The organism is Psychrobacter sp. UBA3480 (assembly GCF_002377945.1).
In the GTDB taxonomy this organism is placed as follows: domain Bacteria; phylum Pseudomonadota; class Gammaproteobacteria; order Pseudomonadales; family Moraxellaceae; genus Psychrobacter.
Window position 1 is genome coordinate 90,567 of record NZ_DFQV01000033.1, and the last position, 14,539, is coordinate 105,105.

11 protein-coding genes are annotated in these 14,539 nt (G+C 43.0%); 4 read left to right on the plus strand and 7 right to left on the minus strand.

The annotated features are described in order from the left end of the window. Window positions 1-55: 55 nt before the first annotated feature. The 5 genes from hemB to B2863_RS13325 all read right to left on the minus strand — a co-directional run bounded on the left by hemB (window position 56) and on the right by B2863_RS13325 (window position 9,663). On the minus strand, window positions 56-1,063 hold the full coding sequence (hemB, locus tag B2863_RS13305; protein WP_101206356.1) for a porphobilinogen synthase: 1,008 nt from the start codon (window positions 1,061-1,063) through the stop codon (window positions 56-58). A gap of 268 nt (window positions 1,064-1,331) precedes the next feature. Continuing rightward, on the minus strand, window positions 1,332-3,146 hold the full coding sequence (locus tag B2863_RS13310; RefSeq protein WP_296211434.1) for an efflux transporter outer membrane subunit: 1,815 nt from the start codon (window positions 3,144-3,146) through the stop codon (window positions 1,332-1,334). After that, the gene (locus B2863_RS13315; RefSeq protein WP_296211435.1) at window positions 3,143-6,373 is read right to left on the minus strand and encodes an efflux RND transporter permease subunit; all 3,231 of its coding nucleotides are present in this window, start codon (window positions 6,371-6,373) and stop codon (window positions 3,143-3,145) included. The genes B2863_RS13310 and B2863_RS13315 overlap by 4 nt, the downstream gene beginning before the upstream one ends. A gap of 34 nt (window positions 6,374-6,407) precedes the next feature. Next, window positions 6,408-7,811, minus strand: a complete 1,404-nt coding sequence (locus B2863_RS13320) for an efflux RND transporter periplasmic adaptor subunit (RefSeq protein WP_296211437.1) — start codon at window positions 7,809-7,811, stop codon at window positions 6,408-6,410. Between the two features lie 826 nt (window positions 7,812-8,637). Then, window positions 8,638-9,663 carry a polyprenyl synthetase family protein gene (locus tag B2863_RS13325; protein WP_296211439.1) on the minus strand — a complete coding sequence of 342 codons (1,026 nt, stop codon included), beginning with the start codon at window positions 9,661-9,663 and terminating at the stop codon, window positions 8,638-8,640. 569 nt (window positions 9,664-10,232) lie between these two features. On the opposite strand from B2863_RS13325, the gene rplU reads away from it, so the two are divergent. The 4 genes from rplU (at window position 10,233) to lolA (ending at window position 12,819) form a co-directional block, all read left to right on the plus strand. Beyond that, window positions 10,233-10,544 (plus strand): 50S ribosomal protein L21, encoded by a 312-nt coding sequence (rplU, locus tag B2863_RS13330; RefSeq protein WP_057761012.1) that lies wholly within the window; start codon window positions 10,233-10,235, stop codon window positions 10,542-10,544. 91 nt (window positions 10,545-10,635) lie between these two features. Continuing rightward, entirely contained in the window at window positions 10,636-10,893 is a 258-nt protein-coding gene (gene rpmA / locus B2863_RS13335) for a 50S ribosomal protein L27 (protein ID WP_021813611.1), read from the plus strand. Between the two features lie 276 nt (window positions 10,894-11,169). Beyond that, the gene (locus B2863_RS13340) at window positions 11,170-11,757 is read left to right on the plus strand and encodes a hypothetical protein (RefSeq protein WP_296211442.1); all 588 of its coding nucleotides are present in this window, start codon (window positions 11,170-11,172) and stop codon (window positions 11,755-11,757) included. Window positions 11,758-12,132: 375 nt separating this feature from the next. Then, window positions 12,133-12,819: an outer membrane lipoprotein chaperone LolA gene (lolA, locus tag B2863_RS13345; protein ID WP_057761010.1), complete on the plus strand. Its 687-nt coding sequence runs from the start codon at window positions 12,133-12,135 to the stop codon at window positions 12,817-12,819. Window positions 12,820-12,939: 120 nt separating this feature from the next. Here lolA and scpB read toward each other — a convergent pair whose 3' ends face one another. Both scpB and B2863_RS13355 read right to left on the minus strand, forming a co-directional pair. Next, window positions 12,940-13,500 carry an SMC-Scp complex subunit ScpB gene (gene scpB / locus B2863_RS13350; protein ID WP_296211444.1) on the minus strand — a complete coding sequence of 187 codons (561 nt, stop codon included), beginning with the start codon at window positions 13,498-13,500 and terminating at the stop codon, window positions 12,940-12,942. Between the two features lie 124 nt (window positions 13,501-13,624). Beyond that, window positions 13,625-14,488, minus strand: coding sequence for a segregation and condensation protein A (locus B2863_RS13355; RefSeq protein ID WP_296211823.1), 864 nt, complete (start codon window positions 14,486-14,488; stop codon window positions 13,625-13,627). Window positions 14,489-14,539 lie beyond the last annotated feature (51 nt).

Consider the following 14,539-nt stretch of genomic DNA (forward strand, 5'->3'; position numbering starts at 1 on the left):
CAGCTACTAATAGGTAACTGGGGTTTTTACATTATAAAAGTTAGTGTAATTACTATTAGGCATTGTTTAGCTGACGAGCCGCTTCTAGAGCAAAGTAGGTCAAGATGCCATCAGCACCAGCACGGCGGAATCCAATCAGCGACTCTAAGATCACTGCATCACTTAACCAGCCGTTTTGAATGGCTGCCATATGCATGGCATATTCGCCAGATACTTGATACGCAAAGGTGGGTACGCCAAAGGTATCTTTGACTTCACGAATCAAATCAAGATAAGGCTGACCTGGTTTGATCATGACCATATCTGCGCCTTCGTTGATATCCATAGCCACTTCATGTAGCGCCTCAGCACGATTGCCAAAGTCCATCTGATACTGTTTCTTATGGCCACCTTTTAGGTTGCCAGCACTGCCAACGGCATCACGGAATGGACCGTAGTAAGCAGACGCATATTTGGCTGAGTAAGCCATAATAGCCGTATTCACAAAACCTTCTGCTTCAAACGCATCACGCATGGCTTTGATACGGCCATCCATCATGTCACTAGGAGATATGATATCTGCACCGGCGCGCGCATGTACCAACGCCTGCTTGACCAATACTTCGATGGTTGCATCATTGATGACGTAACCACTGTCATCAAGTAGACCATCTTGACCATGTGAGGTATAAGGGTCTAGGGCTACATCAGTCATGACGACCATTTCTGGCACAGCATCTTTGACCGCTTTTATTGTACGTGCAGTCAGGGCGTTTTCGTCATAAGCGGCGCTACCATCCGGTGTTTTCAAAGCGTTATCGATCACAGGAAAAAGATCAATAGTTGTCACACCTTCTGCTAACAGCTCTTTGGCATAGTTGATTAGCAAATCAATCGATAAGCGTTCAACGCCCGGCATACTAGCGATGGTTTCGCGCTGGTTTTCACCCTCTAATACAAAGACAGGGGCAATAAAGTGTTTAGGGTGCAGCTCCACTTCACGAATCATTGAACGTACATTGTCGTTGTAGCGTAGACGACGTAAGCGAGTAGCAGGGTATTGACGGTTAAAAGTATAGCTCATAATAATTCCTTATGATTGTTTTAATAGTTATCATGTTACATGGTTAAAATAATATCGCTATAAGCGGTATTTTATAGAATCAGCTTATCAAAATCTGTGCTTTATAAGTGGCTTTATATAAAGAGAGCTTGTATAAAGTGAGCCTGCTATAACCAAAAGATGTCAATAAAAGCAAAAAGCCCCACCACATTAAGTCGGTAGGGCTGATAGTACGTATCGACTGTCAATGTGATGATAGAGCTACGTCATCAGATCAAGGCTGGGTCATTTAAGGTTCAACAATCTGGGTCACAGGAACTTGCTCAACACTATTGTTATTGAAGCGAGTCTCTTCAGTGACTATGCCGACAGCGGCATCCTTCTTACCATCGTCATTCACATCGACGATAGCAGTCGGTTTGAAAGTAGTCGTTTCTACCGCTTGCGACTGCTTAATGGCAACAGCTTCTTGCGGGGTAGTCACACGCGCTGAACCAGCTGCTTTGATGGCATTTGTCGCTTTGGTTTTTGCACTAGTAGCAGTTCCAGTGACAATCTGCGCCAAGTTGGTGTGCTGCGGTACAGGAATGACAGACGGTACATCAAGGTTCGCACCGCCACCAAGTGCTTGGTACAACTCAATCTGGCTAACGATTTTCTGTAGCTCTAAATCTAGGATACCTTGCTGAGTAGAGAACAGTGAACGCTGCGCGTCAAGTACGTCCAGATAGTTCGAGATACCTGCTTTAAAGCGCGCATCTGCTATCTGATATGTCTGTTCAAAATTATCCTGCAGACGATACTGCGCCTCTAACTGCTCACCAAGTGTTGCACGTGTAGCAAGTACATCTGATACTTCACGGAATGCCGTCTGAATAGAGCTCTCATAACTAGCAAGCGTTTGCTCACGTTCGATTTGAGCCACATCGTAATTGGCGTCTAAACGGCCTGCATCAAAGATAGGGACGCTCACGCTAGGTCCAAACGACCAGCCAACGGCACCATTTTTGAACAAGTCATTTAGGCTGCCGCTACTGACGCCCACACTACTGGTCAAGCTAATAGAAGGGAAGTAAGAGGCACGAGCCACTTCGATATTCGCACCAGCCGCTTTTAGGTTATATTCTGCCTGTAGCACGTCAGGGCGATAGCGCAGTAATTCACTTGGTAGACCTGCATTGAATATCTGCTGGCTGGTGATATTACTGACAGCAGGTGTTGGGATAAGCTCGTTTGGAATCGCGCCACCAACCAAGTACTGCAATGCATTGCGTGATTGAAGAACGCTGGTCTGTGCACGTAATACGGCAAGCTTGGCATTCTCTAATGAGGCAGAAGACTGTAGTGAAGGTAGCTTAGGATCAATACCTGCTTCAAAACGTTTATCCGCGATAAATAATGAACGCTCACGACTCTCGACTGTAGCTTCAGCCAGTTTTAATTGCGCTAAGCTGTAGCTTAGATTAGCGTAGCTTTGGGCAATATTACTAATCAAGCTGATTTGGGTCGCATCTTTGGCTGCTGTCGTCGCCAAGAAATTCTGCAATGCTTGATCTTTTAAGCTTGAGATTTTACCCCAAAAGTCGAGCTCATAATTGGCAAGACCTAAGTTAACGCTGTAGCTACTATTAGCGTTTCGATCAGTACGATTCTGTGCTGAACGAGTATAACCAGCACTGCCGTTGATAGCGGGCAAGTCATTAATATCGGTAATCTGATACTGTGCACGTGCTTTTTCAATGGCTAGGCGCGCACTCTCAAAGTCTTTGTTATTTTCAAGACCGAGAGCAATCAGACCTTTTAGGCGCTCATCGCTATAAAAATTCTGCCAGCGTTGACTGGCAATGCTTGCTTGGTCAGCACTACTGACAGTCTCTTTATCAAATGCACCGTAAGATTGCTGCATAGGAATATTTGGCTCTGCTAGCACAGGACGCATATCCGCTTTTGGAATGGTGTTACAAGCGGCCATGCTGATTGCCAATGCAGTCAGCCCTAACAGACGGCCACTGTTTTTGCGCAAACGAGATAGTGCTGGCTGCGCATCAATAGCTGTAATAGCTACCGATGACGAGTTAGTGATAGATGTTTTTTGAGCACTCATTGTGTATTGTCTCCAAGACTTGCAGGCTGATAACTCTCAGAAGGTGTTGGGTTATGCGAGTTAGGCGTACCATTGCCACCATCTTTATCATTGGGTGTGTTGTTCTCATATTTATGCGGGAACGCACTACGCACCCAGATATAGAACATTGGGATAAAGAAGATACCTAAGAGGGTTGCTGTGATTACCCCACCAACAACACTAGTACCAATAGCATTTTGACTGCCTGAACCTGGCCCATTCGCCAAGAATAATGGCACAACACCCAGACCAAAGGCAAGTGAGGTCATGATAATCGGACGCAAACGCTGGCGTGCTGCGGTCATGACGGCCTCTCTGAGACTGTAACCTTCCTCTTGGTGTTCTTTCGCAAATTCAATAATCAAAATGGCGTTTTTGGCGGATAGACCAACGACAGTCAGTAGACCAACTTGCAAGTAGATATCATTGGCAAAACCACGTAGCCAGGTAAATATCACTGCACCCAATACCCCAAGTGGAATCACTAGTAGCACAGAGACAGGAATAGACCAGCTCTCATACAACGCTGCCAAACATAAGAATACAACTAGGATTGAAAGCGCATAGAGCATCGGCGCTTGGGCACCTGATTTTTGCTCTTCCAATGACATGCCTGTCCACTCATAACTGATACCTTCAGGTAACTTGTCTATCATCGCTTCCATCGAGCTCATTGCTTCACCAGTACTTAGTCCTGGTGCGGCGCTACCTTGGATGTTCATGGACGGTAGGCTGTTGTAACGAGTAAGACGCGGTGAGCCTGACTGCCACTCACTACTAGAGAATGCATCGAACGAAATCATATCGTTCATGTCATTTCTTACATACCATTTACCAATATCATCAGGGTTGGTACGGCTGCTGGCTTCACCTTGTACATAGACGCGTTTGATACGGCCACGATCGATAAAGTCGTTAACGTAGCTTGAGCCCCACGCTGTTGAAATGACACTATTGATATTGCTTAGTGACAGGCCATAAGCCGCCGCTTGTTCTTGATTGATGTTTACTTTAAGTTGTGGCGAATCTTCTTGACCGTTAGGACGTACACCAGCTACTTGGTCGTTCTGTGCAGCCATACCTAAGAGCATATTTCGAGCTTCAAGTAGCCCATCATGTCCGAGGTTGCCACTGTCCTGAATCATTAAGTCAAAACCACTGGCATTACCAAGCTCGGTAATTGCTGGTGGTACGATGGCAAATACTTGTGCTTCGTTTAGCTGAGTAAAGAAGTACCCCATCGCTCGACCAGCGACAGCCTGAGCGGTATTTTCATCGCCCGAGCGTTCCTCCCAGTCTGATAAGCGCACAAACGCTAGACCCATATTCTGACCTTGACCTGCAAAACTAAAGCCTGCAATGGTAAAGACCGAAGCGATATTATCAGTTTCTTGGGTATCGTAATAGTTTCTAACTTTATCCAATACGTCTTGCGTCTCATCTAACGTAGAGCCAGCCGGAAGCTGAACCAAGGTAAACATAATGCCTTGATCTTCTTCTGGTAAAAACGAGCCTGGAATACGTAAGAATACGACCGCCATGATACCGATAATGGCTGCGTAGCCAATCATGTATAACCATTTAAAACGAATACTTTTGCCGACAAAGTTTTCGTACGAACGGCTAAGTTTGAAGAAGCCGCGGTTGAACCAACCGAAGAAGCCTTTTTGCTTTTCGGTACTGCCTTTTTCATGACTTTTGCCACGTTTTAGCAAGGTCACACATAGGGCAGGGGTGAATACAAGCGCGACCATGGCAGAGAGCACCATGCTGGTAATCAGCGTAATAGAGAACTGACGATAAATCACACCTGTTGAGCCACCAAAGAAGGCCATCGGTACGAATACTGCAGACAAGATAAGCGCAATACCAATAACGATTTTACTGATTTCACCCATCGACTGGATAGTTGCATCTTTGATAGAGATGTGAGGATCTTCTTCTAGTATTCGCTCGACGTTCTCTACGACGACGATCGCATCATCGACCAACAGACCGATGGACAATACCATGGCAAACATGGTCAAGACGTTGATACTAAAGCCTGCAATATACAACACTGCAAAGGTACCCAAGAGTACGACAGGTACGGCAAGGGTCGGGATAATGGTGGCACGCCAGTTCTGTAAGAAAATGAACATAACGATAAATACCAACACAATCGCTTCAATGAGGGTCATAACGACTTGTTCGATAGACAAGCGTACAAATGGTGTGGTGTCATACGGAACGACTGAGGCTAGACCAATTGGGAAGTTTTTTTCCAGCTCAGCCATACGTGCGCCGACGGCTTCACGAGTCTCAAGGGCGTTTGCGCCACCAGCGAGTGAAATACCTAAACCGGCTGCTTCTTGACCATTGTAGAGAGAGACAACGCTATAGTTTTCACTGCCAATCTCGACATCTGCCACATCGCCTAAGCGCACTTGTGCGCCTGAGGTATCTGTTTTTAGTAGAATGTTTTTAAATTCTTCAGGCGTTTGAAGATAGCTTTGTACAGTAACAGTGGCGTTGATAACTTGTTTGTCTGTGTCGGCAGGTGCTTGACCCAATTGACCAGCAGATACCTGAGCATTCTGTGCTCGTATCGCATTGACGACATCTGAAGGTATCATGTTGTAGCTACGTAGGCGTGATGGGTCTAACCAAACACGCATCGCATAGGTAGAGCCAAAGACTTGAACTTCACCCACACCCTCTACACGACTGATCGAATCGACGACATTAGAGTTAATATAATCGGCAATATCTGCCCGATCCATGGTGCCATCTTCAGAAATAAATGCTTGCACCATCAAAAAGCTGCTAGACGATTTATTGACGTTGACACCTTGACGCTGAACAGACTCAGGCAAGGAGCTCATCGCTGCTTGCAGTTTGTTCTGTACTTGTACTTGAGCTGTGTCAGGATCTGTGCCGTTTTCAAAGGTAAGCGTCACTGAAGCGCTACCATTTGACGAGCTCGATGACGACATATACATCAGACCATCTAGGCCTTTCATACGCTGCTCAATGATCTGTACCACTGAGTTTTCTACGGTTTGCGCATTGGCACCAGGATAGCTTGCACTGACTGAAATCGTTGGTGGTGCGATACGTGGATATTGTTCAATCGGTAGATTAAGAACGGATATCACCCCGATGAGCATGACCAAAACAGCCAGCACCCATGCAAAAATAGGGCGATTAATAAAAAAACGTGACATAGTGTATCCCTAAGTCTTCCTGTCTTGAATGGAATTAGTTGGCAGCGGCTTCTGTTGGTTTTTTGGTAGAAGTCTCATCGCCAGCTGGCTCTTTATCCATCGTTTTTGCGGCTTGCTGCGGCGTTTTGGTATTAGGCGCATTCTTTGCAGCAGCTGGTGCTGGATTTGCACTTTCTAGTGGTTTGGCGACCACCTCTTGGTCAGGCTTGACCTTAGCACCGCCAATTACAACCACTTTGTCACCCGCTTTCAAGCCTTCAGTAACGACCCATTGTCCATCGTAAGTACCATTAATGGTGACCGGACGTACTTGGATTTTGTTATTTTCGTCAACGATATAGACTTGCGTCTCACTCTTAGGCGTACGAGTGACCGCACTTTGCGGGACAAGGGCTGCGTTGGTAATAACACTCTGTGTCAAACGTGCCGTGACATACATACCTGGTAGCAGGATGTTATTGCTGTTTGGGAAAATAGCACGCAAGGTGACAGCGCCTGTTGACTCGTCAACTTTGGCTTCAGACAGTGCAAGCTTACCGCGTACTGGATAGACAGAACCATCTTCTAGTACCAATTCAACTGAGTTCATACCTGGCTGAGCAGTACCATCTGCTATCTGCTGACGAAGCTTTAGCAACTCAGAAGAAGACTGGCTAATATCAACGTAGATAGGGTCTAAGCGTGAAATAGTCACCAATGGATCTGCTTGGCCAGCACTGACCAGAGTACCAGCAGTAACGCTAGAGCGATCAGTACGGCCAGTAAGCGGTGCGCGTACGATTGTACGGTTTAGATCTAATGTACTGGCCTCTAAACCTGCTTTTGCAGTCTGGATGCCTGCTTTTGCACTCTCAATACCTGCTTGAGTTTGACCGACAGCGGCGGCGGCACTTTGTACTGCTGCTTGTGCTGTACGTACGGCTGTTTGTGCTTGATCGTACTGCTGCTTTGAGATGGCATCAATACTGACCAGACCCTGCAGACGTTGTAAGTCATTTTGCGCTTGTGCTAATGACGCTTGACGGCTGACCAATTCAGCTTTTGCATTGGCATTGTTTGCCACAGCAGTTTGATAGTTAGCTTGTGACTGCTGTACGGCGGCTTGGCCACTCGTTACAGATGAGGCATAGTTGTCGGTGTTGATACGATACAGTGGCTGACCTTTTTTGACGTTGCTTCCTTCACGGAATAGTACTTCGTCAATCACGCCGTTGACCTGCGGGCGGACGTCAGCAGTTTGATAAGCTGCAGTACGACCAGAAAAAGTTTGTACTTGAGGGACGGTATCGAGAGTGACTGTCTGAACGTTGACAACCGCAGGCGGCATTTGCTGCTGTGCAGCTTGCTCACCAGCGGCGTCCTCGTTGTTGTCACAGCCAACCAGTACAGCTCCAGATAGTACAGATGCTATTACAAGCGAAAGATAAGAGTGCTTCATCAATGTCCTCGGCAATATATATAAATAGTGACAGTATAAAAATCGATCAATAAGTTTGGCGTACTGAATATAAGGGTCTTGCTAATGCTAAATAACTTGCTAATGCTGAAGAAAGAGAATAAATAGCCTAAGCTAGTATTATTTATTCCAGTTTCAGATTATTCCGTCAGTGAAATATGACTAATAGAAAGTCTGACATCGATATGGATTAAGTATCGAAAGAATTATTTAGCATTAACTGTTTAAGCAAACCACAGAATGGATTAATAAATTTAATGAGTCATTATAAACTATTGGGGTAACCCCACAGTCAAGTAGTTTGCGATACAAGCTGGACCGAAAAGCGGTAATATTACAGTTTACGAATTAATAGATTACCGTCATAGTAAGCGTCGTCTCTATTAACAGCTAATAGAACCATGCACAACCTAGTATCAAAATATATTGTAAACTTTTGTTATAAATCTAAAACCCTATAGTAACTAAGGTTTTTAAACGATAGAAAATCGACTTTGTCAACAAAATGACAATTTTAGCAACCCCTAATTACAGTCATAAAAAATAACTATCAGTATCTCTCTACCAAGCGTTGTCAAACTTTAACCGACTGCCAAAAAGCCTTATACGATTATAGTACTGCAAGGATGTATGAAACTTAAAGAAAGGTAACGATTTGGCTGACATGCTAGTTTTTAAGAGGGTAGTTTTTAATTTATGGGCTTTTATTTATCAATTGCTAAAGAAATTGATAAAAATCCATGCTAAAAAATTCTGTCAAAAAAAGAGTCGTCTTAATCAGTTAATAACACAGACGACTCAGTTTTAATTATAGTAATCGGGCGCTAGCGAGTTCAGTCAATTGATATAAGCCTGTACGATAACGGTTGTCAGGTAGCATGCTCAGTGCATCTTGTGCCAGTTTGGTTTCTTCCAACGCGCGCTGCTTACAATAAGCCAATGAGCCAGAACTACGTACCAATTCAATCAGCTGCTCAGCGTTTGGTGTCTTACCCGTTTGAACGGCGATACGTAACTGCTCATAGCCTTCAATGTCGCTGTCTTTGAGTAGCTCGAGTGCTTTGATAGTCGGTAGGGTAGGTTTGCCTTCAGCAAGATCATCGCCTAAGTTTTTGCCCATCACCTCACTATCGCCACTATAGTCGAGCACATCATCGATAATTTGAAACGCATTACCAAAATGCTGTCCGAAATCGCCCAATGCCGTCATATATTCTGTCTTGTCTTGTAATATAGCAGCACCTTGGGTCGCCATCATGAAAAGGCGTGAAGTTTTGCCATCGATAATGCGTAAGTAATCTTCCTCTGTCGCGGTAGGGTTATGTTGGTGCTGTAGTTGTAACACTTCGCCTTCAGCAATGTCACAAGTCCCATCAGAGAACACTTGCAACAACGGCAAGCTCTGAAAACCAACCAACAGATTGAACGCGCGCGCAATCAAATAGTCACCGACTAACACTGCAGTGGCGTTGTCCCACGTTGCATTTGCCGTCGGCTTTCCACGGCGTTGCCCTGACTCATCGATGACATCGTCATGGACTAGGGTAGCGGTATGTAGCATTTCAGTGATAGCAGCTAGATGCATGGCTTTTTCTGATGGATTGTCATCAAACATACGTGCGCAGAGCAAGGTAATCAGTGGGCGCATACGCTTGCCACCAGCGTTGATCACGTGTTGCGAAACGCTCATGACGAGTTGTACTTTTGAGTTCAAACTGCCAAACACTTGCTTGTCCATTACCTTAAAGTCATTGGCTACAATACTTTGAATATCAGCATAGCTAGGCGTCGATTGAGAGGCAGGCACGGTATTATTTAAAGAGGTACTAGTCATAATAAATAGTCATATTAATAAGAGTAAAGAGAGTTGGTATAACCTTGACTTTATCTATCTATAGGTAAGGTGTTATTTCGCTTATGATAGCATAGCTATCTGCTTAAATTGTTGGTTAAAGTATATAGCACAAGTAGGTCAAGCGTATGATATATAGGGCTTACTATGCCTATTGAATAGAATAAAAACGATAAGAAATGTCTTATGTTTTAAAAATATATCCTCTAGCGCATTTTAAGCTTATTGGTCACATAAATGATTCACAAAAGGCTGTAAGTAACTGATTACATAAGTTATAATGGCCGCTGTTGGGCTTAATCTATCACTTATCATTACTATTTCTCATGTTTATATTCGCATTGTCGTTTATCGACTTTCCTTGATGAGCAGCCGTTATAGTTAAATGAGAGATGGTCATTAGTGTAACCACCTTGCAAAAACAAGAGGCGCGGCTTGCTTTTATGAGCAAAAAGCCGTAAAATCTTGCCTTTAATTTTTCCCTGTCGTGTTCGTCGTAAAAGCGTTGGTATAACATCAGCCACGGCACACGGGTTAAACGGAGTCATACAATGTACGCAGTAATCAAAACTGGTGGTAAACAGCACCGTGTAGTCGTCGATGAATTGCTTAAAGTTGAACTACTAAAAGCAGAAAAAGGCGAAACAATCAAATTTGAAGACGTGTTGATGGTTGTTGACGGCGATAACGTCAAAATCGGTCAGCCTGTTGTTGACGGCGCTAGCGTAGAAGTTGAAGTTGTTGAGCATGGTCGCGGCGAAAAAATCCGTATCATCAAGCACAACCGTCGTAAGCATTATCACAAAGAACAAGGTCACCGCCAATGGTACACCTTGTTAAAAATCAAAGCGATTAATGCCTAATTATCCATTTAGCAATTATTGCTAAATAGCGCACTAAATGCTTAAGAGTTATCGCATCAGCGATAAGTCAAATTAACAAGGAGATTTTCTCATGGCACATAAAAAAGCTGCCGGTTCGAGCCGTAACGGTCGTGATTCAAACCCAAAAATGCTAGGCGTAAAAATCTTTGGTGGCCAAGCTATCACAGCTGGTAACATCATCGTTCGTCAACGTGGTACAGAATTCCATGCAGGCGAAGGCGTTGGCATGGGTCGTGACCATACTTTATTTGCACTGAATGACGGTGTTGTAAAGTTTGCGACCAAAGGTAAATTTAACCGTCGTTATGTTACGGTTGAAAACGCATAATTATCTATTTAGATCGTTTCATTCTTTGGATAAAATGATCAGATAATTAAAAAAGCCCTTACTGCCTTATGGTAGTAGGGGCTTTTTACGTTTGTAGGGTATCGTAAGTTAATGATAAGAATTAAGAAATGGTATTTTGAACAATATCACTCAACGCTAGCTCTTAAAATATACTATTTCAACAATCTTAACTAATATCTTTTTATGAAAGACGGATAGTTTGAATAAAAGATTTGATGAGATAGTAAATGAATCGTAGATAGGTTTGAAGGAAAAATGAAAAAACAGCACTATATTTCTCATAAGACCATGCTAAATATCCTTAATGACTTATCACCTTTCAAATACATCTATCTTTATGGATTCGTGCTCGTGTTTTTTACGCCGTTAATGTTTGGAAGTTATTTCTCGGATTTTACGGGAATAACACCCTTCGCTCAATCCATGGAGCTAGCACCGGGTAGAATAAGACTTTTGAGTGACCTTACAGTCTTGTATTTCATAATGATTTTTATTGCTATAACAGCTGCTTATTTTTTAAAAGGGTTGTCATTCGAGGTTGTCAGAGAATTTAAACTGGCTGCAAGAAACTCAGATAAGTTGAATCATGAAGTGGGAGAAAATCCCAAAAGATCTATTTTTATAACTGCATCGCTACTTATCGCTATCAACTTAGGCTGGATTTGGTTTTTTGGTTTTACATCAGCGGGTAGCTCTAAAGTAATGAGAAGTTATTTAGAGGGAACTGAAACTTTCATCATCATGGCTATTTTTTTAGGATTTCTAGCAAATTTTTATCTATTACTTTATGCATTATTAATGATGGAAGGCAGGAAGCACGTCATCTTTCAAGGAAACCATTAGTCATAATAATGAAATTGCTTACTAAAATTGAGATGAGCATTCGGTTATAGCAGACATATTTCTTGCTCTTTTATACTGTTAACTTACCTACTTAAAGGTTTAGCTGTATTCATTACCTCGGTTTTGCCAACTAACGATGCTAAATGCAAACTTTTACCGTGTAACTGCATTGGTTACAAGCGTGTATGGCAGCCGTAGTAAAGATTGCAAATCATGACTAGGCGCGTAATAAAAAAACTGGCACACTGTTGCTATTGCTGATGGTTACCAGTTTTAGCTTGGTAAAATCAGTATTTATAGAAAACAAAAATTTCAATAGAACATTTTATTTTTAGCAACAACTTTAAAGCGATTATGCTTTTTTAGAGAGGATTTATGATGAACTTATCTACGAAAAAATCAACCAAACAAAAAATGATGAGTGGCGCTTTAGCAGGTGTATTAATGACATCGCTAGGTATCGCAGCGCCAATGATGGCATTGACTCAAACGGCTACAGCAGCTCCTGCTGACAACCTAACAGCTGCTAAACGTCTGAACAAATTGCTGACTAATACCAAGAGTATGACGGCTAATTTCAGTCAAACGACTAAAGGCGCGAGTAGTGGTACGTTTAAAGGCTCTATGAGTGTCCAACGTCCAAATAACTTCCGCTGGGAAACCAAGTCACCATCAGAGCAACTGATCGTTGCCAATGGTAATTCTATGTGGGTTTATGACAAGGATTTAGAGCAAGCGACTAAGCAAAACGTCGACAGCCAAGTAGGTAATACACCAGCTTTGCTACTATCAGGTGATCCAAGCAAAATTGATCAAAACTTCAAAATCACTCAGCCATATGACAACAAAAACTACTATGTACTCTATCCTAAGTCAGACAGCGCAAGTTTTAAAAGTCTTTCAATAAGCTTTAGTGGTGGCAAACCTGTTATGATGGTATTGAATGATACTTTGGGTCAAACAACCTCTATTAAATTTAGCGGTATCAAGATGAACCCAAGTATTGGTAGCAGTCAGTTTAAATTTACACCACCAAAGGGTGTTGACGTTATCAATCAGTAATTAATCGATATATTGCTAGGTTTGGATGTCAGTTCAAAATCAGCAACGTAATAAAAAGGACAGACCCTATGCGGTCTGTCCTTTTTTATGTGAGTAACTATAGTTTGTTCAGCAGAAATTTTAAGACATGACTCGTATGGTTTCCATATCTGGCATAGGCGGTAGTTCATCTAGATGGCTTAATCCAAACGCATCTAAAAATTGCGCAGTAGTATGCAGCAATGCAGGACGACCTAGAGTATCTTTAAAACCTTTCTCCACAATCCATCCTTTATCAAACAACTGACGCAGTATATTGCTCGATAATGTCACTCCGCGCACATGCTCGATATCACTGCGTGTCACAGGTTGCTTATATGCAATGACACTTAGGGTTTCAAGTAAAGCTTGGCTAAGGCGTTCCTGACGTTGGGGAAAAGTACGCTGAATTAGACTGCTATAGTCATCAGATATCTGTAAGCGATAACCGCTGGCTGTCTCATGTAGCCTAAGCACACCTGTACCTAAGCGTTGTTGCAGCACCTCTAGGGTTTGATTTAATTCTTTAGTAGATAATGACAAATGTTTCTTTAACGCGTGAGCGGTCAGCGGTGCTTCTGATGCATGCAACAGTACTTCAATACATTTACTCAACTCTTCCAAAGAATCATGCTGTGCCTCAACCGATGGAGATGTAGTCATAGTTATTGGTTCTTGGGTCTCGTCATGTTGCTTTGGGTCTTCAATATCTACCATCTAAAGTATGCTCTTATTTCAATATTGTGATTTTAATAGAGAGTAGTCTAAGAGACAGTCTTAGAGCCTACTAGGCTAACCACTGTAATGTGAGATTTGTGGATTCATTATTCATATTATTCTGATCAGAATTATTGGAAACAGAGTTGACGATACCGCTATCTGTCTCAATATTGACCACACCAACTAACTGCCGCTTTATAAGCTCAAGTACGGCGACAAAACTCACGACCACGCCTATTTTACCTTGTGCCTTATCCAGTAGCTCATAAAAGGAGCGCGCCCCATCTGTACTTAATTGTCTGCTAATACTGGCAATACGATCGGCAAGGGGTACTGCATCAACTTTGATCGTATGCATTTGATAGTCAGGCTGTAACTGCATTTTAAATAAGCTATCAATCAGCAAGTTAGGTGAGTAGCTTGGCAGTTCCGCATTCATAACGTCTTGACCAGGCATACTAACCATGGCCAAAAACACATCGCGCTCTAGACGTACTAGATTGTCTAGGCGCTGACTGACCACTTTGATTTGCGCGTACTCTTCGAGGCGTTCGATAAGTTCTGCTTTTGGATCACGCTCGTCGGTTGGAGCATCAGGGGCAGGCAATAGCAGTTCGGTTTTGATAGCGATGAGCGTTGATGCCATTAACAGATAATCACCTGCTAATTCAAAGTGCTCGGTATCCAATTCACCGATATAAGCTAAGTACTGTTCAGTGATAGGCAGAATAGGCATTTGGGTCAAATCGACGTTGTTCTTTTTGACCAAATACAATAGAAAATCCAATGGACCAGCAAACTGCTCTAACCAAATAGCAAAGGCTTGCGGCGGTACATATAGATCTTCTGGCAAATGCTGTACAGGCGTCTGATAGATACGTAGCGACATATCATGGTTGACTGATTTATCATGATCGCTCTGATTGTCCATAGGCTCAGAAGTTGAATCAGCCATAGCAGATAAGGCGGCATTAGACAAAGC